Source organism: Flavobacterium sp. LHD-85 (assembly GCF_030929595.1).
Taxonomy (GTDB): Bacteria; Bacteroidota; Bacteroidia; order Flavobacteriales; family Flavobacteriaceae; genus Flavobacterium.
Map to the genome: position 1 here is coordinate 982,775 of NZ_JAVFVR010000001.1, position 22,242 is coordinate 1,005,016.

Sequence of the window (22,242 nt, forward strand, 5' to 3'; positions counted from 1 at the left end):
TTAAAAAATAATTGTTTCAAGTTTCATGTTTCGGTTTCAAGTGCAACAACTTGAAACTTGAAACTTGAAACCATAAAAACCTTAAACAAAAACAAGATGATTTTAGAAATGAAAGTCCCATCACCAGGGGAATCAATAAAAGAAGTTGAAATTGCAACTTGGTTAGTAAAAGACGGAGATTATGTAGAGAAAGATCAGGCTATTGCTGAAGTTGATTCAGATAAAGCTACTCTTGAATTGCCTGCTGAAATGAGCGGTGTAATTACACTAAAAGCTGAAGAAGGTGATACAGTTGCAGTAGGTGCTGTAGTTTGTTTAATTGATACAGATGCTGCTAAACCAGCAGGAAGTGCTCCAGCTGCACCAGCGGCAGAAGCTCCAAAAGCTGAGGCTCCTAAGGCTGAAGTAAAAGCAGAAGCTCCAAAAGCTGAGCCAGTTCAAGCTCCAGCTGCTACAAGTTATGCAGCAGGAACTCCATCTCCAGCAGCAAGAAAAATATTAGACGAAAAAAATATTGCTCCAGCTTCAGTAACAGGAACTGGTAAAGGCGGAAGAATCACTAAAGATGATGCTGTAAACGCAGTACCTTCTATGGGAACTCCAACTGGTGGAAGCCGTGGAACTGAGCGCACAAAATTATCAATGTTACGTCGTAAAGTAGCAGAAAGATTAGTTTCAGCTAAAAATGAAACTGCAATGCTTACTACTTTCAACGAAGTAAACATGACGCCAATCAACCAAATTCGTAACGAATATAAAGATGCTTTCAAAGCTAAACATGGTGGTTTAGGTTTAGGATTTATGTCATTTTTTACAAAAGCAGTTACAAGAGCGTTACAATTATATCCAGATGTTAACTCAATGATGGATGGTGACTACAAAATCGCTTACGATTTTGCTGATATCTCAATCGCAGTTTCTGGACCAAAAGGATTAATGGTTCCTGTTGTTCGTAATGCTGAACTTTTAACTTTCCGTGGAATTGAAGCTGAAATCAAAAGATTAGCTTTAAGAGCTCGTGATGGTCAAATTACAGTTGACGACATGACTGGAGGAACTTTCACAATCACAAATGGTGGTGTTTTCGGAAGTATGTTATCTACTCCAATCATCAACCCTCCTCAATCAGGAATTTTAGGAATGCACAACATTATCGAGCGTCCGATTGCTGTAAACGGAAAAGTTGAAATTCACCCAATGATGTACGTTGCTCTTTCTTACGATCACAGAATCATCGACGGACGTGAGTCTGTTGGTTTCTTAGTAGCTGTAAAAGAAGCTTTAGAAAATCCATTAGAATTATTAATGAATGGCGACGCTAAACGTGCTTTAGAGTTGTAATTTTTAAGTAATTTTCGATAATACAAAGGCCTGTTCTTTCATTAGAACAGGCTTTTTTTTGCTTAAAATTAGCTTAAGATTGTCTTAAGATGTTAATTTTTTAAATAAATGAAAATTTTAACCTCGAAAAACTATTTAATTTAGAATAAATAAGAATAACTTGTTTAGTTGCTGTCCAACAATTAAATTTGCACTATCAAAATTAATTCTAAATAAAAATGAAATTAAAATTTACGATTTCGCTCTTAACTTTTTGTTTTTTCTTATTGATTGGAAATACAATTACGGCACAAGAAAAAGCAACTATAAAAGGAAAAATATCTTTAAATAATAATGAATCTCCTGAAGGGATTTCTTTAGCATTAAAAGGCACGAGGTTTGGAACAACTACCGATGAAGAAGGTAATTACAAAATAAAAAATGTTAAGCCAGGAACATACACATTAAAAGTTTCGGCTGTTGGCTATAATGCATCAGAAAAAAAGATTACCATTACCGAAGGACAAGAATTAACTGAAAATTTCAATCTTACTTCAAATTCAGAAGAATTAACAGAAGTAGTTGTAAACGGTCGTAAAAATAGTTTCGTACGTAAAGACAACCAACAAGTTTCAAGATTACCTCTTAAAAACCTTGAAAACCCACAAGTTTATACCACAATTACTGGAGGAGTTCTAAAAGAACAAGTAGTAACAACATTTGATGACGCTTTAAAAAATGCACCTGGTGTTACACAACTTTGGGCTTCAACTGGCCGTGGAGGAGATGGAGCAAGTTACTACTCACTAAGAGGATTTCCTGTTCAAGCAACTATTGTAAATGGTGTGCCAGGTTTAACAAACGGTAGTTTAGATCCCGCAAATATTGACAGAGTTGAAATTATTAAAGGACCTTCTGGAACCTTATTCGGAAGTAGCTTGATTTCATATGGGGGATTAATTAATACCACTACAAAAAGACCTTACAAAGGGTTTGGCGGAGAAGTAAACTATACAGCCGGAAGCTACGGACTAAACCGTGCAACTGTTGATCTTAACACTTCGCTAAACGACAAAAAAACACTTAACTTCAGAGTTAACTCAGCATACAATAAACAAGAAAGTTTTCAAGATGCTGGTTTTATAGAATCATTTTTTGTAGCGCCATCGCTATCTTATGAAGTGAATGATAGATTATCATTCTTAGTAAATACAGAATTCATGAGTAATGAAACAACAAACCCAACCATGTTGTTTTTAGACAGAGCAAATCCGTTACGAGTTCATAATATTGCTGAATTAAAATACGATAACAATCGTTCTTATACAAGCAACGAATTAACAATCAAAACGCCTTCTTACAATATTCAGGCGCAAATGAATTATAAGCTTTCTAGTCAATGGACTTCTCAGACTATTTTCTCTACAAGTAATGCTAAGTCAACCGGTAATTATGCATATCTATACGAAGGAACTAGCAATAAGGCATTTTCTTCTATTAAAGAAGGTATTGTTTTGGCAAGATTTTTCAATTACCAAGACAACAAAAACACCACTTTTGACATACAACAAAACTTCGTTGGTGATTTTAAAATCGGAAATTTAAGAAACAGACTTGTTGTTGGTTTGGATTACTACAATAGAGTGGGACTTGATCGCGGTACAGGATACTTTGGAAATGGATATGTTTATATTGGTGACGATTTAGCATCTTTCAACGCAATCTTTGGCCCTTCAAATGGTGATACAGGAGATTTAACAAAAGCTGGATCTGATGCAATTGTAGGAAACGCTCCAAGAAACAACAGTAAAACAAAACAAGAAGTTTACAGCGCTTATTTCTCTGACGTAATTAACTTCACTCCTGCCCTTTCTGCAATGGTTAGTTTACGTGCAGATCGTTTTATAAACAGTGGAGATGTTTCAACTGACGATGACAACTACAATCAGACTTCTTTATCTCCAAAATTTGGATTGGTTTACCAGCCGATCATTGATAAAGTGTCTATTTTCGCAAACTACATGAATGGTTTTTCAAACGTAGCACCAGGCGAAAATGTAAATGGAACAGTAAGAACACCTGTAACATTTGATCCTGAACACGCTAACCAAATAGAATTTGGTACAAAATTGAATATTTTTAAAGATAAAATTTACGCTACTTTAAGCTACTACGACATTAAAGTTTCGAATATGGTTTATAGCGTTAGACCAAATGCAACCGATGTAACAAACTTCCAAGACGGTGCGCAGCACAATAAAGGTTTTGAAGCAGAATTTATTGCTAACCCAATTACTGGTTTAAACATTATTCTTGGCTACAGCTATAATGATGCAACTCTAACTAAAGGAGATGCTGACTTTGTAGGGTTCAGACCAGAAAGTGCAGGAGCTTACAACTTAGCAAACTTATGGGCAAGCTATAAATTTACTAATGGATTATTGAGAGGATTTGGTGTAGGATTTGGAGGAAATTATGTTGGAGACAACAAAATCATGAACCGATCAGTTTCAGGAACATTTACAATTCCAGAATATACTGTACTTAATTCTTCTTTGTTCTATAACACTGAAAAATTTGGAATAACACTAAAACTAAATAATATTACAAACGAAGAAATCTATGACGGATGGTCAACAGTACATCCAAAAGATCCTAGAACTTTCGCTGCAAGTTTTACTTATAAGTTTTAATAAAAGTCAAACAAAACACCTTCCTTAGTCGGAAGGTGTTTTTTAAATTCTAATTGATTATGATTACAATTGCCAGTCTTATCGTTTTCTTAGCTTTTTACACACTGTATTATACTTCGAAAAGAGCAGTGTTGTCGTATGATTTAGGTTTTGAGAAATGGATGCAGAAAAATCCAAAGCAAACTAAAATCATCGGATTAATGCTTTTGCTTTCTGCTTACGCAATGTGGCTTTTTACACAATCTTTAGGCTGTGGCACTTTGATGTTTTTCATTCAGCTGATGACTGTTGGAAGTTTGATCATTATCCTTACTCCTTTAAAAAAGATAAACAGCAAATTGCTTCTAGCACTACTAATTTTTGTTGCTGTAACTGAACTTTATTACAACTAAAAAACCACTTTAAATTATATGCCAGCAAATCCAAAATATCTAAATCCTTCTTTTTGGCCTCGTTTTTCCAAAATTACTGCTGCAATTTTAGGAGGATACTTTGTTTCTGTTACTTTTCATTTGGCTCTTGCGGCTTGGTTTAGCCGAAAAGATATTTTAATCACAATGGCTTTCAGCGGTTTTATTCTTTGGGTAGCCTTAATGATTATTGCTTTTTTAGCCAAAAGTGGCTGGAAAATTTGGGGAGTTTATATTCTGCTAACTTTACTTTTTTGTCTTTTCATTTATCTAGGTCAAACCTATAATACGGCACAATAATATTTATGAATAACCGTCATTACAATATCTATTTTCACACGCATACTGTCAGCGGAATCGTTATCAGTGTAGTTCTTTTTGTAATTTTCTTCGCTGGATCTTTTTCTTTTTTTAGAGATGAAATCATCAATTGGGAAAGAAGTGAATCTACAGCAATCACAAAAGAAATTCAATTAGATTACAATGATGCACTTCAGCATCTTGACAAAAAATATGTTTTGCACGGAAGAAATCTCACCATTTCTAAACCGTCTGTAGAAAATAGAGTTGCTGTATATATGGAAGGAACCAAAGATACATTGGCTCCAAAAAAACAGCAGGCAGGAGAGTTTTTTTATCTCGACAATAAGAACTATGAGAGCTACACTTATGAAGAATCTTATTCATTAGGAGAGCTTTTATACCGTCTTCACTTTCTGGCACAAATTCCATATCCAGCAGGATATTATTTAGCTGGATTTACAGCTTTGTTCTTTTTATTCGCAATCATAACAGGAGTTCTGCTGCATTGGAATAAAATTGTTTCCAACTTTTATATGTTCCGTCCGAAAGAAAAACTAAAAACACTTTGGACAGATGCACACACAGCATTAGGAATGATCGGTTTACCTTTTCAATTTGTATACGCGGTTACAGGAGCATTTTTTATGATTAAACTTTTAATTGTAGCTCCAGCTGTAATGGCTTTATACAAAGGAGATCAAGATAAATTGTACAAGGAACTGGAATATACTGATCCTGATTATAAGTTTGAAAATAAAAAACTGGCAAATCCTTTTAACATTAATGAACTGGTTGCAAAAACCAAAAAGAATTGGGCCGATTTTGAAATTACCCGTGTTTTTATCCAAAATTACGGCGATGCCAATATGCATGTTTTGGTAGAAGGCGAACTTTTAAGCCATAAAAAATTTACAGGAATCGGAAAAGTAGTTTACAGAGTTGCTGACGGAAAAGAAATTGCTAAAAAAGACCCCATTACTCATACTAATTATTTAGACGTTGTAAAAAATGTTTTGTACAGAATACATTTTGGCGATTATGGCGGATATGCTTTAAAAATTGTAAGCTTCATTTTAGGAATTATAACCTGCTTCGTTATTATTTCTGGAGTTATGATTTGGCTTGTTGCCCGACAAAAAAACAATATGCCAGAAAAGAAAAGACGTTTCAATGCTGCTGTTGTTCGTATTTATTTGGCAATCTGTTTAAGTATGTATCCCATTACAGCATTGGCTTTTATCGGAAGTAAAATTTTCTATCCGTTAAGTCAGTCAAATCTGTATGCACTTTATTTTGGAGGCTGGCTAATACTTACCATCTTCTTTATCATTAAAAAGAATGATGCTTTTACCAATAAATTCTGTCTCATTTCTGGAAGTATTTTAGGATTCCTGATTCCAGTTACAAACGGAATCGTTTCTGGAAATTGGTTTTGGACTTCGTTTTTGGAGAACAAATTTCAGATTTTCTTTATCGATGTTTTCTGGATTTCCCTTGCTGGAATTTCTTTATACACAGCGTACCATTTAAAACCAAAAAAAGTCGTTTCTTAATAAGAATCAGTTTTTTTGTTTAACAATACTATTTTTTTTAGTCCCACATTTCCAATAGCTATTAGATTGTGGGACTATTTTTTTTCAGCAACCACTCTTTTATTGCACTTATTCATAAATTATTTCCAATCACTTGTCCCTTATAAATTTTGAGCATACTTTTACGCTTTTAATCAAAAAATGGGATTCAAGACCAAAATACGCTTTATACACAAATGGCTCGGACTAATTTCCGGACTTATCGTTTTTATAGTCTCTATTACGGGTTGTATTTTCTGTTTTCATGATGAAATAAAAGACATTACAAGAAAAGAATGGCGTTTGGTTGAACCTCAGAATAAACCTTTTCTTTCACCATCTGAGCTGCAGGAAAAAGCAAAAGAAGCTGTCCCTGCAAACAAAGCTACCATGATTGCTTATTATGGAAAAGACAGATCGGCAATTGTTTACACTTATTCAGACACAGGAAATCTCTACTTATATTTTAATCCGTATACTGGGAAATATTTAAAAGCAGAAAATCCAGAAACTGACTTTTTCATTATTGTCGAATACATTCATTTATATCTGCTCCTGCCCGATTATATAGGAAAGCATATTATTGGCGGAGCAACTATCATTTTTATTTTATTGCTTATTTCGGGAGTTATGCAATGGTGGCCCAAACGAAAAAGCGACATTAAAAGAAGCTTCACTATAAAATGGTCAGCAAAATGGCGACGTGTCAATTACGACTGGCATAATACCACCGGTTTTTACATTTCTGTAATAGCCTTAATTTTAGCCATAACCGGACTTACTTTTACTTACGAATGGGTTGGTGATGGAATTTATAAATCCTTCAACTTTGGGGGAGACAAAGCAGTTGAAACAAAAACTCCTGTAATTGATACTGCCACATTCAAAATAAATTCGGTTATAGCAATTGACAAAGCATTTGTTCAAACTCAGAAATTGCAGCCAAAAGCAGAAATGTTCTTTATAATGATTCCGCAGCAAAAGGGCGATATTGTCAGCACAGGAGCTTATCCGCATACATTGCGTTACGATCAGCAGAGCAACTATTATTTTCATCCGTCAAGCGGAAAATTAATCCAAAGCCAAACTTTTGACAAAAAAAGTCTGGGACTTCAAGTTGTCGAAATGAATTACGGAATACACACAGGTCAGGTTTTAGATCTTCCTGGAAAAATTATAGCTTTTACGGTGAGTTTAATTGCCGCTGCATTACCTGTAAGTGGATTTATAATCTGGTTTGGAAGAAACAGAAAATCTAAAAAAATAAAGACATAAAAAAACCGTCCCTTTTTTAATGAGACGGCCTTTTTATAATTTTTTTGAAATTAAGACTAATTTCTGTCTGCTAAAGCATTTTTCTGTAAACTTTTAACTGAGTTCACTTTGTTGTCTACATAAGCAACTTCGCTTAAACTGTTTTCATTAAAGTAAATCCATTTTCCTGTTTTAACTCCGTCTGTGTATTCTCCAACGGTTTTTTTATTTCCTTTTTCGTCATAAGATACCCAAACACCGTCTAATTTACCGTCTTTAAAAAAGCCTTCTTGCTGCACTTTACCATTTTCATGGTAATACGTTGCTTTTACCTTGTTTCCAGCAGCTTCTAATTCAGGCTTTCCTTCTTGTGCAACTACAATTCCAGAGAACAATATTGCAGCTAAAATTACACTCTTTTTCATATCTTTAGGTATTTAATGTTAAGAAATCTTTATCAAATATAGTCAATAGTTTACATTAAAAAAACTTTTGCTTAACAATTTGGTAACATAAGATAAAAACTTAACATTGGAAAAATGCATAAAACAAAAAAACCAGCGCTGAAGCACTGGTTTTACTGATGTTTTAGAAATATTTAAGTTTTACGATAACGTTGTAAATTTCGTAAATAAATTAGTTCAATAATGCACTAAGCTGTTTATCCAATTCAGGATCTGATGGTCTTGATGCATCAGATTTTACAATATTGCCTTGTGGGTCTATTAGAATAAATCGTGGAATTCCAGTTACACCATAATTAACCACGAACTCAGATTCCCAATCTTTATCTGCAAATAACTGGACGCCTCCTAATTTTTTATCGGTTACAAACTTTTTCCATTTTTCATTGTCTTTTGCTTTATCAATAGAAATGCTTACAAATTCAATATTTTTTCCATGATATTTCTCTTCGATCTTTTGTAAGTAAGGAATTTCAGCCCTGCAAGGCGCACACCATGTTGCCCAAAGATCAATGTAAACATATTTTCCTTTTAAATCAGAAAGTTTTGTTTTTCCTCCTTTAAAATTTTCATAGTCAAAACCTGGAGATGCTTTTCCAACCATTTTATTTGCCTTTGCAACTCTTTCATATTCTTCGGCAGCATATTGGTGAAAACTCTCAAAACTGCGTTTTAAAGCTGTTTTAAATTCAGGAGCAAAATCACCTTTTTCAAGACTTTCTGTATCTGCTTTTAATTTACCATCAAGTAAAGCGGTAAATTCAGCCGATTCTTTTGCAAAAGCATCTTTCTGAAAATTTTCATCTTTTAAAGCTTGTTGAGCTAAAAAGTTACTTTCGTTTACTCCTTTACCTTTATACAATATAGTCTCATCAAATTCCTTTGCATCCATTGTTAAATTAACTTCAGAATTTGGTTTTAAATATAAATTAGAAGATTCTGTTCCGTCAGAAAAAACATAGAATCCCTGAGGAGCATCAAAAGCTGCAGCAAAAACTCCTTTTTTATCGATTGGAATTACTTGCCTAAAATTATCTCTTCCTTTAATCACTAAAGTATCGCTATTTCTGTTGGCGATTTTAGCACTGAATTTAATTGAATTCTTGCCTTGACCTATAACATTCAAGGCATTAAGAATTACCAAACCTGCAACAAGGAGTTTCTTCATGGGTCTTAAAATTATTTTTTAGAGAATCAAAACTAAAGAATTAATGCTTCGGAATTTCACAATTAACAATTTATTTGAAATTATTCTGAATCAACTTATCACTTTACTATATTATCTTGAATTTTGTATTTACTTTTGCAGTCTAAAATTTTGATTATGTATAGAAGTCATAATTGTGGCGAATTAAACGCTTCAAATATTAATACCGAAGTTACACTTGCGGGCTGGGTTCAAAAATCACGTGATAAAGGATTTATGAATTGGGTCGATTTACGCGACCGTTATGGAATTACACAACTTATTTTCGACGAAAGTCGTACCGATAAAACTGTTTTTGAATTAGCCAAAACTCTTGGAAGAGAATTTGTAATTCAGGTAAAAGGAACTGTTATTGAGCGCGAAGCCAAAAACAAAAATATTCCAACAGGTGAAATCGAAATTTTAGTTTCTGAATTAACGATTTTAAATTCAGCTTTAACTCCTCCATTTACAATTGAAGATGAAACTGACGGAGGTGAAGATATCAGAATGAAATACCGTTATTTGGATATTCGTAGAAATCCTGTAAAAAACAGTTTATTGTTTCGTCACAAAGTAGCGATGGAAGTTCGTAAATATCTTTCTGATTTAGATTTCTGCGAAGTTGAAACGCCTTATTTAATTAAATCAACTCCAGAAGGAGCAAGAGATTTCGTTGTACCAAGCCGTATGAACGAAGGACAGTTTTATGCATTGCCACAATCTCCGCAAACCTTCAAACAATTATTGATGGTAGGCGGAATGGATAAATATTTCCAAATCGTGAAATGTTTCCGTGATGAAGACTTACGTGCAGACCGTCAGCCTGAGTTTACTCAGATTGACTGCGAAATGGCATTTGTTGAACAAGAAGACATTCTGAATGTTTTTGAAGGATTGACAAGACATTTATTAAAAGAAATTAAAGGTATCGAAGTAGAGAAATTCCCAAGAATTACCTACGACTATGCCATGAAAACATACGGAAACGATAAACCGGACATTCGTTTCGGAATGAAGTTTGGCGAATTAAACGAATTTGCACAACATAAAGAATTCCCAGTTTTTAATTCAGCTGAATTAGTTGTGGGAATTGCTGTTCCGGGAGCAGGAAATTATACTCGTAAAGAAATTGACGGATTAATTGACTGGGTGAAACGTCCTCAAGTTGGAGCATCTGGAATGGTTTACGTAAAATGCAATGAAGACGGAACATACAAATCATCAGTAGATAAATTCTATGACAATGATGATTTGGCAAATTGGGCAAAAGCAACAGAAGCAAATCCTGGAGATATGATTTTTGTTCTTTCTGGTCCAGCAAATAAAACAAGAGCGCAACTTTCTGCTTTACGTATGGAATTGGCCACTCGTTTAGGATTGCGTAATCCTGAAGAATTTGCTCCACTATGGGTTGTAGATTTCCCATTATTGGAACTTGACGAAGAAAGCGGACGCTACCATGCAATGCACCACCCATTTACTTCTCCAAAACCAGAAGACATGGCGTTATTGGAAACAGAGCCAGGAAAAGTTCGTGCAAATGCATACGATATGGTTTTAAACGGAAATGAAATTGGCGGTGGATCTATTCGTATTCACGATAAAGCGACACAACAATTAATGTTCAAATATTTAGGATTTACCGAAGAAGAAGCAAAAGCTCAATTCGGTTTCTTAATGGATGCTTTCCAGTTTGGAGCACCGCCACACGGAGGATTAGCTTTTGGTCTTGACAGACTTGTAGCAATTCTTGGAGGTCAGGAAACCATTAGAGATTTTATTGCTTTCCCTAAAAATAATTCAGGACGCGATGTTATGATCGATGCACCTGCAGCAATTGATGATGCACAATTGAAAGAGCTTCGAATTAAAGTAGATATTGCTTAATTTGAAGTAAATTATTCATAAAAAAACAAAAAGCCGCTGAAATTTCAGCGGCTTTTTTATATTAATGAAATATTAAGAAAAATCTTAGCTGCTGATTTTTGTGAATTATCATATTCTTACAAACGTAATGCTTTTATATTCTTACAATTAATGATTCGCAAATTATGGTATTTTATAAACAAATTGATGCAATAAACCGCGTAAAAACACTGTAAATCAATAATTTTTACAAAAAATTAACACGTATATGTCTTTTGTATGATTTTATATATTACATTTGTTTATTATAAATTATTATTACATTACAAATGCGTACAGGTACAGTAAAATTTTTCAATGAGTCTAAAGGTTATGGATTCATTACAGACGAAGAAACAGGAAAGGACATCTTCGTTCACGCTTCAGGAATTAACGCGGAAGAATTACGCGAAGGTGACCGTGTAAGCTATGAAGAAGAAGAAGGAAGAAAAGGGAAAGTTGCTGCTAAAGTAGCAGTAATCTAAGAAAAATATAGCAATTATTTTTTTTTGCCTCTGAATGGTCTCAGAAGACGTCCCGAAGTATCGGGACGTTTTTTTTTGCCCATTTCTTAAAAAAATATTAAAATAACGCAATGTTATTTATAATGAATAAAAATTAGACATAAACGCGGTTTACTACCCTACTTAAATCCTTTTTTAGCTTGTGTTTTACAGAGTTCCAAGTTATCTTTGTGGCTCATTTTTTAAGTATAAAATCGAAGTTTATGCAATCTGATCAATACAGTTACATTCCTATTTTAATGCAGTTTATTTTAGCTGTTGGTTTTGTGGTAGGAACAATCATTATTTCTGGAAAATTAGGACCTAAAAGATCCTCTGAAGTTAAAGACAAAAACTTCGAATGTGGTATCGAATCTGTAGGTAACGCTCGTATCCCATTCTCTGTAAAATACTTCTTAGTTGCCATATTGTTCGTATTATTCGACGTAGAGGTTATTTTCCTTTATCCTTGGGCAGTAAACTTCAAAGACTTAGGAATTGAAGGAATGTTAAAAATGTTAGTTTTCATGTCTTTGCTTTTAGTTGGTTTCTTTTATATCATCAAAAAGAAAGCATTAGAGTGGGAATAATTTAGAGAATTTAGATTTTAGATTTCTGATTTTAGATTCAAGCCATTTAGAATTAAAATTTAAGATTTAATCCTCAACAAAAAACTGATTTAAAAAATTGACTTTATTTTTTATGATTTCAAAAATCTAAAATCTAAAATCAGAAATCTAAAATAAAAATGAGCGATTCAAAAGTAAATATGGTTGCGCCGCCAGAAGGAGTTACTGGTGAAGGTTTCTTCGCTACAAAACTTAGTGATGTTGTTGGTTTAGCAAGAGCCAACTCATTATGGCCGCTTCCTTTCGCGACTTCATGCTGTGGTATCGAATTCATGGCAACAATGGCATCTCACTATGACTTAGCTCGATTTGGTTCTGAGCGTGTGAGTTTCTCGCCAAGACAAGCCGATATGTTATTAGTAATGGGAACTATTTCTAAAAAAATGGCGCCTATCTTAAGACAAGTATATGAGCAAATGTCAGAACCTCGCTGGGTAATTGCTGTTGGAGCATGTGCTTCTTCAGGAGGTGTTTTTGACACTTACTCTGTTCTTCAAGGAATTGACAAAGTAATTCCTGTTGACGTTTATGTACCAGGATGCCCGCCAAGACCAGAACAAATTGTTGATGGAGTTATGAGACTTCAGGACTTGGTAAAAAGCGAATCTGTGAGACGAAGAAGCTCACCTGAATACCAAGAATTATTAGCTTCATATAATATCTCATAAGATGGCCTTAGAAAATACCCTGATTCAAGACAAACTTGTAGAAACATTTAATAATGATGTTTTTAACTTTCAGCAAGAAAGAGATATTTTTTCTTTAGAAGCTTCGGCTGATAAAATCACGCCTTTGATTCTATTCCTTAAAAACGATCCAGAATTACGTTTTCACTTCTTAACAGATTTATGCGGAATTCACTATCCAGATAACGAAACAGAACGTCAGTTTGCAGTTGTTTATCATTTACACAACTGGTACGAAAATAAAAGATTAAAAATCAAAGTTTTCTTAAACGGCGAAAAACCAGAAATCAAAACGATTTCAAATATTTTCCTTTCATCCAATTGGATGGAAAGAGAAACTTTCGATTTCTATGGGATTGACTTTATTGGACATCCCCAATTGAAACGTATTTTAAATATGGATGAAATGCAGTCTCACCCAATGCGAAAAGAATTCCCATTGGAAGATAGCGGAAGAACAGATAAGGATGATAGATTCTTCGGAAGAACAACATCAAATTGCTAAAAAATAATTCAACATTATAAAATGTCAGAACTATTATTACCACCAGAGCATCGTTATGCTAAAATAATTAAGGAGAGACTAAATGACGACGGAAGCGAACTTTCTGTACTGAATTTAGGTCCGACTCACCCTGCTACACACGGTATTTTCCAAAATATCTTGTTGATGGATGGTGAAAAAATTCTTGAGGCTGAGCCAACTATTGGTTACATCCATAGAGCATTTGAAAAAATTGCCGAAAATCGTCCTTTTTACCAAATTACACCTCTTACAGACCGTATGAACTATTGTTCATCTCCTATTAATAATATGGGATGGTGGATGACAGTAGAAAAACTATTAGGCATTGAAGTTCCGAAAAGAGCTCAATATTTAAGAGTTATCGTTATGGAGCTAGCTCGTATTACAGACCATATTATCTGTAACGGGATTTTAGGTGTAGATACTGGTGCGTATACTGGTTTCTTATACGTATTTCAATTTAGAGAAAAAATCTACGAAATCTACGAAGAAATTTGTGGAGCTCGTTTGACTACAAATATGGGAAGAATAGGTGGTTTTGAAAGAGACTGGTCTCCAGAAGTTTTCAAAAAACTAGACAAATTCCTAGAAGAATTCCCACCAGTATGGCAAGAATTCCAAAACTTATTCGAGAGAAATAGAATTTTCCTTGATAGAACTGTAAATGTTGGTGGAATCACTGCTGAAAAAGCAATCGCTTACGGATTTACAGGTCCAAACTTACGTGCTGCGGGAGTTGATTACGATGTACGTGTAGCACAGCCTTATTCATCTTACGAAGATTTCGATTTTATTGTTCCTGTTGGAAAATCAGGAGATACATACGATCGTTTCTGTGTTCGTAATGCTGAAGTTTGGGAAAGTTTAAGTATTATTCGTCAGGCTTTAGAAAAAATGCCTCCAGGAAACGAATATCACGCTGAAGTTCCAGATTACTACCTTCCTCCAAAAGAAGATGTTTACACTTCTATGGAATCTTTAATTTATCACTTTAAGATCGTAATGGGAGAGGTTCCTGTACCAGTTGCAGAAATCTATCACCCTGTAGAAGGAGGAAATGGAGAACTTGGTTTTTATTTAGTAACAGACGGAAGTAGAACTCCATATAGATTACATTTCAGAAGACCATGCTTTATTTATTACCAAGCATTCCCAGAAATGATTAAAGGCGCTATGCTTTCTGATGCAATTATCATTCTATCAAGTTTGAACGTAATTGCAGGAGAATTAGACGCCTAAAAAATTTAGATTTTAGAAGATAAAATTTAGATTAAAAAATTTGTGCCTTTGCGCCTTTGTGGCAAAACAAGAATAAAATGGAAAGAAAACATTACAAACAAGAAATAAACATGACTGAGGCATTGATGAACCGCATCAATGAATTAATCAGCCATTATCCTGAGGGCAAACAAAAATCGGCTTTATTGCCTGTTTTGCACGAAGTTCAGGATGCACATAACAACTGGCTTAGTATTGAATTGCAAGATAAGGTTGCCGAGATTCTTCAGATAAAACCAATTGAGGTTTATGAAGTGGTAACATTCTATACGATGTTCAACCAAAAGCCAATTGGTAAGTATATGTTTGAATTCTGCCAGACTTCTTGTTGTTGTTTACGTGGTGCCGAAGATTTAATGGATTATACTTCTGAAAAACTAGGCATTAAAATGGGTGAAACAACTCCAGACGGAATGTTTACCATTGCTGGTGTAGAATGTTTAGGTGCTTGCGGATATGCTCCGATGATGCAGTTGGGAGATTTCTACAAAGAAAAACTAACAGAAGAGAAAATCGATCAGATCATTGCTGATTGTAGAGATGATAAAATAATATTACACGATAAATAAGATGTCACAAAAAATATTATTAGATAAAATCAATATTCCTGGAATTAAAACCTACGAAGTATATCGCCAAAATGGCGGTTACGCTTCAGTAGAAAAAGCTTTAAAAACACTTACTCCAGATGAAGTTACTGAGGAAGTAAAAAAATCAGGATTACGTGGTCGTGGTGGTGCAGGTTTCCCTGCCGGAATGAAATGGAGCTTTATTGACAAAAAATCAGGAAGACCAAGACACTTAGTTTGTAATGCCGACGAGTCTGAACCTGGAACATTCAAAGATAGATTTTTGATGGAATATATTCCTCACTTATTGATCGAGGGAATGATTACTTCAAGCTACGCTTTAGGTGCTAACCTATCGTATATCTACATCCGTGGAGAATATATGTGGGTTTTCAAAATTTTAGAAAGAGCAATCGCCGAGGCTAAAGCTGCCGGATGGTTAGGAAAAAATATATTAGGATCTGGTTATGATCTAGAACTTCACGTTCACTGTGGAGCTGGAGCATATATCTGTGGAGAAGAAACAGCATTAATCGAATCATTGGAAGGTAAAAGAGGAAATCCTCGTATCAAACCACCTTTCCCAGCGGTTTCTGGTCTTTGGGCAAATCCAACTGTAGTAAACAATGTTGAAACAATTGCGACTGTGCCTTGGATTGTAAACAATTCTGGTGATGATTATGCTAAAATAGGAATTGGACGTTCTACTGGAACTAAATTAATTTCTGCTTCAGGGCACATTAAAAACCCTGGTGTTTACGAAATTGAATTAGGTTTAAGCGTAGACGAATTCATGAATTCTGATGAATATTTAGGAGGAATGTCTTCAAGCCGTCCATTAAAAGCATTTGTACCAGGAGGTTCTTCTGTGCCAATTTTACCAGCTGAATTGATTTTCAAAACAGCAAACGGCGAAGATCGTTTAATGACTTACGAATCTTTAAGTGATGGTGGTTTTGCTACTGGATCTATGTTAGGTTCTGGAGGATTTATTGTTTACAACGATACAGCTTGTGTGGTAAGAAACACTTGGAACTTTGCTCGTTTCTATCACCATGAATCTTGCGGACAATGTACACCTTGCCGTGAAGGAACAGGATGGTTAGAAAAAATCTTATGGAGAATCGAAAACGGTCAAGGCCGTGAAGAAGATATCGAATTATTGTGGAGCATTCAGAGTAAAATTGAAGGAAACACAATTTGTCCGCTTGGTGACGCTGCTTCTTGGCCAGTAGCTGCAGCGATTCGTCACTTTAGAGATGAATTTGAATATCACGTTCGTTTCCCAGAAAAAATTAAAAATAGAGATCACTTTGTTGCCGAGCCTTTCTCACAAGTTAAGCATTTAGTTGGCGGTAAAGCAATCGTATAAGAATATATAGCAGAAAGTTATAAAGTTAAAAATATTAAAAAGGACAGCAACTCTTTTGAATATTCCGACTTTCAACATTCAAATCAATAAGAGATGAAAGTAACCATAGACGGTCAAAGTATAGACGTAGAACCAGGAACAACGATCCTGCAGGCTGCACGTATGATTGGTGGAGATTTAGTTCCACCTGCCATGTGCTATTACTCAAAATTAAAAGGCAGCGGCGGTAAATGTCGTTGTTGTTTAGTTGAAGTTTCTAAAGGTAGTGAAGCTGATCCACGACCAATGCCAAAATTAATGGCATCTTGTGTAACAGGATGTATGGATGGTATGGAAGTAAACAGTAAATCGTCTGCAAGAGTAACTGAAGCTCGTAAATCTGTAACAGAATTTTTATTAATCAACCACCCTCTAGATTGCCCTATTTGTGATCAAGCTGGCGAATGTGATTTACAAAATTTAAGTTTCGAGCACGGAAATCCGAAATCACGTTACATTGAAGAAAAAAGAACATTTGAACCAGAAGATATTGGTCCAAATATTCAACTGCACATGAACCGTTGTATTTTATGCCAAAGATGTGTACAAGTTGCAGATCAATTGACAGACAACAGAGTTCACGGAGTATTAGATCGTGGTGACCACGCTAATATTTCAACTGGAATTTCTAAAGCAATCGACAATGAGTTCTCTGGAAATATGATTGACGTTTGTCCAGTTGGAGCTTTAACAGATAAAACTTTCCGTTTTAAATCAAGAGTTTGGTTCAACAAACCTTATAACGCGCATAGAGAGTGTACAACTCCAGGATGTTGCGGTAAAACTACAGTTTGGATGTTTGGTGGAGAAATTCAGCGTGTAACTGGTCGTAAAGACGAGTACCATGAAGTAGAAGAATTCATCTGCAACAGCTGTCGTTTTGATCATAAAAATGTTAATGACTGGGTTATTGAAGGTCCAAGAGAATTTGAAAAAGATTCTGTAATTAACCAAAACAATTACACTCAAAAATTAGAGAAAGTTGAAATCGATACTGAAAAGAATATTCTTTTAGGTAGAGATATTGACCGTAAAAAAATTAGTATGGCTGCAATTCCATTAACTGATAAAGACATAAAATAGTAAGAAATGGAAAGTGCATTTATTATAGAAAAGAGTGTTGTAATTGTTGTCGTTTTTGCGGTAACAATGATCATGGCGATGTATTCTACTTGGGCAGAGCGTAAAGTTGCTGCTTTCTTACAAGACCGTGTTGGACCAAACCGCGCTGGATGGGGAGGTTTATTACAACCACTTGCAGACGGTATGAAATTATTCTCTAAAGAAGAGTTTTTCCCAAACACTCCAAATAAATTTTTATTCGTTGTAGGTCCGGCAATTGCAATGAGTACAGCTTTGATGACAAGTGCTGTAATTCCGTGGGGAGATCGTTTGCATCTTTTTGGAAGAGACATTATTCTTCAAGCTACAGATGTAAACATTGCTTTATTATACATTTTCGGAGTTCTTTCTGTTGGTGTTTACGGCATCATGATTGGTGGATGGGCTTCTAACAATAAGTTCTCTTTGATGGGAGCTATCCGTGCAGCTTCTCAAATGGTCTCTTACGAAGTTGCAATGGGATTATCAATAATTGCTTTATTGATGATGACTGGAACAATGAGTTTAAAAGAAATTTCATTACAGCAGCAAGGAATGAACTGGAATGTTTTTTATCAGCCATTATCATTCTTAATTTTCTTAATCTGTTCATTTGCAGAAACAAACAGAACTCCTTTCGATTTAGCAGAATGTGAAAACGAGTTAATTGGAGGTTACCACACAGAATATTCTTCAATGAAAATGGGATTCTATTTATTTGCTGAGTATGCAAGTATGTTTATCTCTTCTACAATTATTTCTGTATTATTCTTTGGTGGATACAACTATCCAGGAATGCAATGGATGGTAGAAAATGTAGGTGTAAATACAGCTAACTTATTAGGAATTGGAGCATTATTTATAAAAATATGTTTCTTCATTTTCTTCTACATGTGGGTACGTTGGACAATTCCAAGATTTAGATATGACCAATTAATGAACTTAGGATGGAGAATTTTAATTCCGCTTTCGATTATTAATATCATGATTACGGGTGTTGTTATTTTAAGACACGATATTGCAGCAGCTTTAGGATTCTAAGAACCGTACTAAGCTTCAAATAAAAAACAAAATAGATTTTGAATTTGATCAACATCAAATTGTAAATCATAAACTATAATAGTAAAAATGTCAATAGAAACTATATCATTATCGGGTAGAAAAAAGGTGGTGTCAAATAAGGACATGTCTTTTGTTGAACGATTGTATCTTGTGGCGATTGTAAAAGGTCTAGTTATTACTGTAAAACACCTTTTCAGAAAAAAAGTTACCATTCACTATCCAGAACAGGTTCGTGAAATGAGTCCAGTTTACCGTGGTCAGCACATGCTGAAGCGTGATGAACAAGGCCGTGAAAACTGTACAGCTTGCGGATTATGTGCTTTATCATGTCCTGCAGAAGCGATCACTATGAAAGCTGCAGAACGCAAGCCTGATGAAAAACACTTATATAGAGAAGAGAAATATGCAGAAATCTACGAAATCAATATGCTTCGATGCATTTTCTGTGGTTTATGTGAAGAAGCTTGTCCAAAAGATGCTATTTACTTAACTGAATCTAAAGTATTAGTTCCTGCTAACTACAATAGAGAAGATTTCATTTTCGGGAAAGATAAATTAGTAATGCCTTTAGAAATGGCTTTGAAAAACGCTCAACTTAAAAACGCTAACTAAATGATACATATTCCTGATTTTGCACACGCAACAACTGTTCAAGTTATCTTTTGCTTTTTAGCGTTTATTACCGTTATTACTGCTTTCTTAACTATTTTCAGCAGAAACCCGATTCATAGTGCCATCTACTTGGTAATTTGTTTCTTTTCGATCGCTGGTCATTATTTACTATTAAATTCTCAGTTCTTAGCTGTTGTACATATAATAGTCTACTCCGGAGCTATTATGATTTTGTTCCTGTTTACCATCATGTTGATGAACCTGAACGAACAGCGAGAAGTTCACCGCCCTAGAATTACACGTTTAGGCGCTATTGTATCTTTCTGTTTAATATTGATTGTTTTAATCGCAATCTTTATTAATTCGAAACCAATTGTTGGTGAATACGATTCTACTGGAGAAGATTTCCAATCAATTAAAGTTTTAGGTAAAATATTATTGAACGAATATATGGTTCCGTTCGAATTTGCTTCGATCTTACTTTTGGTTGCTATGATTGGAGCAGTTCTATTGTCTAAAAAAGAAAAATTAAATAAATAATGGGTAATATATTAAATCAAATAGGTATTGAAAACTACATCTTTTTGAGTGTTGTACTTTTCTGTATTGGTATTTTTGGTGTATTGTACAGACGAAATGCTATTATCGTTTTCATGTCTATCGAAATTATGTTGAATGCGGTAAACCTTTTATTTGTTGCTTTTTCAACTTATCATCAAGATGCGCAAGGACAAGTTTTTGTGTTCTTCTCGATGGCGGTTGCTGCAGCCGAAGTTGCGGTAGGATTGGCCATTTTAGTTTCTATCTTTAGAAATATCGGATCAATTAGTATCGATAATTTAAAAAATTTAAAAGGATAATCAGAAATGGATACCAATTTAGCTTTAATTTTAGTTTTAACTCCTTTACTAGGTTTTCTAGTAAATGTCTTTTTTGGGAAAAGCTTAGGCAAAACAGTTTCTGGTACAATCGGAACTATTGCCGTAGCAATTTCTTTTGTAGTTTCTCTTTTACTTTTTAATCAAATAACTTCAACTGGAAAAGGAATTGAAGTTACTTTATTTGATTGGATTCAAATTAGCAACTTAAAAATCAATCTTGGATTTTTATTAGATCAATTATCTGTTCTTTGGTTACTTTTTGTAACTGGAATTGGATCTTTGATTCACTTATACTCTATCAGTTACATGCACGATGATGAGAATATGCACAAGTTTTTTGCATATTTAAATCTATTCGTATTCTTTATGATTACGCTTGTAATTGGAAGCAATTTATTAGTTCTTTTCATCGGATGGGAAGGTGTTGGACTTTGTTCTTACCTATTAATTGGATTCTGGCATAAAAACCAAGATTACAATGATGCTGCTAAAAAAGCTTTCATCATGAACAGAATTGGAGATTTAGGTTTATTAATCGGAATGTTCATCATTGGTTCAATGTTCTCAACATTAGATTATGCAACTTTAAAAACGGCAATTGCTGGTGCTTCTAACTTAAATTTACCATTACTTTCTTTAGCTGCTTTATGCTTGTTTATTGGAGCTTGTGGTAAATCTGCTCAAATTCCGTTATACACGTGGTTACCTGATGCGATGGCTGGACCAACTCCAGTTTCTGCATTAATCCACGCGGCTACGATGGTTACTGCGGGTATCTTTATGGTAACAAGATTAAACTTTGTTTTTGACCTTGCAACAGATGTACAATCTGTAATCGCAATTATTGGAGCAATCACTTCATTAGTCGCTGCTACAATTGGATTAGTTCAAAACGATATCAAAAAAGTATTGGCTTACTCTACAGTTTCACAATTAGGTTTAATGTTTTTAGCATTAGGATTTGGAGCTTATGAAGTAGCGGTTTTTCACGTAATCACTCACGCTTTCTTTAAAGCTTGTTTATTCTTAGGGTCTGGATCTGTAATTCACGGATTACACGGAGAACAAGATATGCGTAATATGGGGGGGTTGCGCAAAGCAATGCCAATTACTTTTTGGACAATGTTGATTTCCTCATTGGCAATTTCAGGATTCCCCTTACTTTCAGGTTTCTTCTCTAAAGACGAAATTTTAATGACTGCCTTCCATCACAGTATTCCATTATATGTGGTTGGATCGGTTGCTTCAATCATGACAGCTTTCTATATGTTCCGTTTAATGTTCTTAACTTTCTTCAAAGAATTTAGAGGAACTGAAGAACAGAAACACCATTTACACGAAAGTGGTTCATTAATTACGATTCCACTTATCATTTTGGCTATTCTTGCTGCATTTGGCGGATTGATCAGTTTACCAGGAAACAGCTGGTTAAATGGATACCTTGCCCCTCTTTTCACAAAAGTAACAGGAGAAGAGCATCACTTAGGCACAACCGAGTATGCTTTAATGGGAGTTGCTGTATTAGGGTGTTTACTAGGAATTTTAATTGCTTACGTAAAATACTTTAAACAAGATAATGTTCCAGAATCTGATGAAAATATTACTGGTTTAAGTAAAGTGTTATACAACAAATACTATGTAGACGAATTTTACGACGCTATATTTGTAGCACCAGTTAATAGTTTATCTAAATTCTTTAGAGATTATATCGAGACAGGATTATCTGCTCTTGTTTTTGGATTAGGTAAAATAGCAAACGAAATTGCTTTCCAAGGAAAAAAATTACAAACCGGAAGTATAGGATTATATCTATTTGTATTTGTTTTAGGACTTTGTGCAATTGTTTCCTATATATTTTTAGCTCAATAATATTAT

The 22,242-nt window shown here is 34.5% G+C and carries 22 protein-coding genes; 20 read left to right on the forward strand and 2 right to left on the reverse strand.

Annotation, left to right across the window (positions count from 1 at the left end):
* Positions 1-96: 96 nt before the first annotated feature.
* From odhB to RB618_RS04250, 6 genes are all read left to right on the forward strand, one after another.
* On the forward strand, positions 97-1,341 hold the full coding sequence (gene odhB / locus RB618_RS04225) for a 2-oxoglutarate dehydrogenase complex dihydrolipoyllysine-residue succinyltransferase (protein WP_308067619.1): 1,245 nt from the start codon (positions 97-99) through the stop codon (positions 1,339-1,341).
* Between the two features lie 218 nt (positions 1,342-1,559).
* Complete coding sequence (locus tag RB618_RS04230; RefSeq protein WP_308067620.1) at positions 1,560-4,013, forward strand: TonB-dependent receptor; 2,454 nt, start codon at positions 1,560-1,562, stop codon at positions 4,011-4,013.
* A gap of 59 nt (positions 4,014-4,072) precedes the next feature.
* Positions 4,073-4,405 (forward strand): hypothetical protein, encoded by a 333-nt coding sequence (locus tag RB618_RS04235; protein WP_008466137.1) that lies wholly within the window; start codon positions 4,073-4,075, stop codon positions 4,403-4,405.
* Positions 4,406-4,423: 18 nt separating this feature from the next.
* Positions 4,424-4,723, forward strand: coding sequence for a hypothetical protein (locus tag RB618_RS04240; protein WP_308067621.1), 300 nt, complete (start codon positions 4,424-4,426; stop codon positions 4,721-4,723).
* A gap of 5 nt (positions 4,724-4,728) precedes the next feature.
* Entirely contained in the window at positions 4,729-6,279 is a 1,551-nt protein-coding gene (locus tag RB618_RS04245; RefSeq protein ID WP_308067622.1) for a PepSY-associated TM helix domain-containing protein, read from the forward strand.
* 180 nt (positions 6,280-6,459) lie between these two features.
* Positions 6,460-7,572: a PepSY-associated TM helix domain-containing protein gene (locus RB618_RS04250; RefSeq protein WP_308067623.1), complete on the forward strand. Its 1,113-nt coding sequence runs from the start codon at positions 6,460-6,462 to the stop codon at positions 7,570-7,572.
* A 56-nt stretch (positions 7,573-7,628) separates the two neighbouring features.
* Here RB618_RS04250 and RB618_RS04255 read toward each other — a convergent pair whose 3' ends face one another.
* Positions 7,629-7,976 carry a membrane-binding protein gene (locus tag RB618_RS04255; RefSeq protein WP_308067624.1) on the reverse strand — a complete coding sequence of 116 codons (348 nt, stop codon included), beginning with the start codon at positions 7,974-7,976 and terminating at the stop codon, positions 7,629-7,631.
* A 211-nt stretch (positions 7,977-8,187) separates the two neighbouring features.
* On the reverse strand, positions 8,188-9,183 hold the full coding sequence (locus RB618_RS04260; protein ID WP_308067625.1) for a TlpA disulfide reductase family protein: 996 nt from the start codon (positions 9,181-9,183) through the stop codon (positions 8,188-8,190).
* A gap of 156 nt (positions 9,184-9,339) precedes the next feature.
* On the opposite strand from RB618_RS04260, the gene aspS reads away from it, so the two are divergent.
* The 14 genes from aspS to nuoL all read left to right on the forward strand — a co-directional run bounded on the left by aspS (position 9,340) and on the right by nuoL (position 22,236).
* Positions 9,340-11,091 carry an aspartate--tRNA ligase gene (gene aspS / locus RB618_RS04265; protein ID WP_308067626.1) on the forward strand — a complete coding sequence of 584 codons (1,752 nt, stop codon included), beginning with the start codon at positions 9,340-9,342 and terminating at the stop codon, positions 11,089-11,091.
* A 308-nt stretch (positions 11,092-11,399) separates the two neighbouring features.
* A complete protein-coding gene (locus RB618_RS04270; protein WP_007137066.1) occupies positions 11,400-11,594 on the forward strand; it encodes a cold-shock protein in 195 nt (64 codons plus the stop codon).
* A gap of 242 nt (positions 11,595-11,836) precedes the next feature.
* On the forward strand, positions 11,837-12,202 hold the full coding sequence (locus RB618_RS04275) for an NADH-quinone oxidoreductase subunit A (RefSeq protein WP_201999055.1): 366 nt from the start codon (positions 11,837-11,839) through the stop codon (positions 12,200-12,202).
* 158 nt (positions 12,203-12,360) lie between these two features.
* Positions 12,361-12,909 (forward strand): NADH-quinone oxidoreductase subunit B, encoded by a 549-nt coding sequence (locus RB618_RS04280; protein WP_111378918.1) that lies wholly within the window; start codon positions 12,361-12,363, stop codon positions 12,907-12,909.
* Between the two features lies 1 nt (position 12,910).
* Complete coding sequence (locus tag RB618_RS04285; RefSeq protein ID WP_308067628.1) at positions 12,911-13,432, forward strand: NADH-quinone oxidoreductase subunit C; 522 nt, start codon at positions 12,911-12,913, stop codon at positions 13,430-13,432.
* Between the two features lie 21 nt (positions 13,433-13,453).
* Positions 13,454-14,692: an NADH-quinone oxidoreductase subunit D gene (locus tag RB618_RS04290; protein WP_308067629.1), complete on the forward strand. Its 1,239-nt coding sequence runs from the start codon at positions 13,454-13,456 to the stop codon at positions 14,690-14,692.
* Between the two features lie 77 nt (positions 14,693-14,769).
* On the forward strand, positions 14,770-15,300 hold the full coding sequence (locus RB618_RS04295; protein WP_057115709.1) for an NAD(P)H-dependent oxidoreductase subunit E: 531 nt from the start codon (positions 14,770-14,772) through the stop codon (positions 15,298-15,300).
* Position 15,301: 1 nt separating this feature from the next.
* Positions 15,302-16,672 carry an NADH-quinone oxidoreductase subunit NuoF gene (gene nuoF, locus RB618_RS04300; protein ID WP_111378916.1) on the forward strand — a complete coding sequence of 457 codons (1,371 nt, stop codon included), beginning with the start codon at positions 15,302-15,304 and terminating at the stop codon, positions 16,670-16,672.
* 93 nt (positions 16,673-16,765) lie between these two features.
* Positions 16,766-17,794: a 2Fe-2S iron-sulfur cluster-binding protein gene (locus RB618_RS04305; protein WP_308067630.1), complete on the forward strand. Its 1,029-nt coding sequence runs from the start codon at positions 16,766-16,768 to the stop codon at positions 17,792-17,794.
* A gap of 6 nt (positions 17,795-17,800) precedes the next feature.
* A complete protein-coding gene (gene nuoH, locus RB618_RS04310) occupies positions 17,801-18,853 on the forward strand; it encodes an NADH-quinone oxidoreductase subunit NuoH (protein WP_308067631.1) in 1,053 nt (350 codons plus the stop codon).
* An 87-nt stretch (positions 18,854-18,940) separates the two neighbouring features.
* Positions 18,941-19,486: an NADH-quinone oxidoreductase subunit I gene (locus RB618_RS04315; protein WP_111286267.1), complete on the forward strand. Its 546-nt coding sequence runs from the start codon at positions 18,941-18,943 to the stop codon at positions 19,484-19,486.
* Positions 19,487-20,026, forward strand: a complete 540-nt coding sequence (locus RB618_RS04320; RefSeq protein WP_308067632.1) for an NADH-quinone oxidoreductase subunit J — start codon at positions 19,487-19,489, stop codon at positions 20,024-20,026.
* Positions 20,026-20,346: an NADH-quinone oxidoreductase subunit NuoK gene (nuoK, locus tag RB618_RS04325; protein WP_008466103.1), complete on the forward strand. Its 321-nt coding sequence runs from the start codon at positions 20,026-20,028 to the stop codon at positions 20,344-20,346. Before RB618_RS04320 ends, nuoK begins: the two co-directional genes overlap by 1 nt.
* A gap of 6 nt (positions 20,347-20,352) precedes the next feature.
* Positions 20,353-22,236: an NADH-quinone oxidoreductase subunit L gene (gene nuoL / locus RB618_RS04330; RefSeq protein WP_308067633.1), complete on the forward strand. Its 1,884-nt coding sequence runs from the start codon at positions 20,353-20,355 to the stop codon at positions 22,234-22,236.
* Positions 22,237-22,242 lie beyond the last annotated feature (6 nt).

What these genes read in the sequence shown, in the direction of transcription:
- odhB (WP_308067619.1), top strand. Translation starts at nt 97, where the DNA reads ATGATTTTAGAAATGAAAGTCCCATCACCAGGGGAATCAATAAAAGAA.
- RB618_RS04230 (WP_308067620.1), top strand. Translation starts at nt 1,560, where the DNA reads ATGAAATTAAAATTTACGATTTCGCTCTTAACTTTTTGTTTTTTCTTA.
- RB618_RS04235 (WP_008466137.1), top strand. Translation starts at nt 4,073, where the DNA reads ATGATTACAATTGCCAGTCTTATCGTTTTCTTAGCTTTTTACACACTG.
- RB618_RS04240 (WP_308067621.1), top strand. Translation starts at nt 4,424, where the DNA reads ATGCCAGCAAATCCAAAATATCTAAATCCTTCTTTTTGGCCTCGTTTT.
- RB618_RS04245 (WP_308067622.1), top strand. Translation starts at nt 4,729, where the DNA reads ATGAATAACCGTCATTACAATATCTATTTTCACACGCATACTGTCAGC.
- RB618_RS04250 (WP_308067623.1), top strand. Translation starts at nt 6,460, where the DNA reads ATGGGATTCAAGACCAAAATACGCTTTATACACAAATGGCTCGGACTA.
- RB618_RS04255 (WP_308067624.1), bottom strand. Translation starts at nt 7,976, where the DNA reads ATGAAAAAGAGTGTAATTTTAGCTGCAATATTGTTCTCTGGAATTGTA.
- RB618_RS04260 (WP_308067625.1), bottom strand. Translation starts at nt 9,183, where the DNA reads ATGAAGAAACTCCTTGTTGCAGGTTTGGTAATTCTTAATGCCTTGAAT.
- aspS (WP_308067626.1), top strand. Translation starts at nt 9,340, where the DNA reads ATGTATAGAAGTCATAATTGTGGCGAATTAAACGCTTCAAATATTAAT.
- RB618_RS04270 (WP_007137066.1), top strand. Translation starts at nt 11,400, where the DNA reads ATGCGTACAGGTACAGTAAAATTTTTCAATGAGTCTAAAGGTTATGGA.
- RB618_RS04275 (WP_201999055.1), top strand. Translation starts at nt 11,837, where the DNA reads ATGCAATCTGATCAATACAGTTACATTCCTATTTTAATGCAGTTTATT.
- RB618_RS04280 (WP_111378918.1), top strand. Translation starts at nt 12,361, where the DNA reads ATGAGCGATTCAAAAGTAAATATGGTTGCGCCGCCAGAAGGAGTTACT.
- RB618_RS04285 (WP_308067628.1), top strand. Translation starts at nt 12,911, where the DNA reads ATGGCCTTAGAAAATACCCTGATTCAAGACAAACTTGTAGAAACATTT.
- RB618_RS04290 (WP_308067629.1), top strand. Translation starts at nt 13,454, where the DNA reads ATGTCAGAACTATTATTACCACCAGAGCATCGTTATGCTAAAATAATT.
- RB618_RS04295 (WP_057115709.1), top strand. Translation starts at nt 14,770, where the DNA reads ATGGAAAGAAAACATTACAAACAAGAAATAAACATGACTGAGGCATTG.
- nuoF (WP_111378916.1), top strand. Translation starts at nt 15,302, where the DNA reads ATGTCACAAAAAATATTATTAGATAAAATCAATATTCCTGGAATTAAA.
- RB618_RS04305 (WP_308067630.1), top strand. Translation starts at nt 16,766, where the DNA reads ATGAAAGTAACCATAGACGGTCAAAGTATAGACGTAGAACCAGGAACA.
- nuoH (WP_308067631.1), top strand. Translation starts at nt 17,801, where the DNA reads ATGGAAAGTGCATTTATTATAGAAAAGAGTGTTGTAATTGTTGTCGTT.
- RB618_RS04315 (WP_111286267.1), top strand. Translation starts at nt 18,941, where the DNA reads ATGTCAATAGAAACTATATCATTATCGGGTAGAAAAAAGGTGGTGTCA.
- RB618_RS04320 (WP_308067632.1), top strand. Translation starts at nt 19,487, where the DNA reads ATGATACATATTCCTGATTTTGCACACGCAACAACTGTTCAAGTTATC.
- nuoK (WP_008466103.1), top strand. Translation starts at nt 20,026, where the DNA reads ATGGGTAATATATTAAATCAAATAGGTATTGAAAACTACATCTTTTTG.
- nuoL (WP_308067633.1), top strand. Translation starts at nt 20,353, where the DNA reads ATGGATACCAATTTAGCTTTAATTTTAGTTTTAACTCCTTTACTAGGT.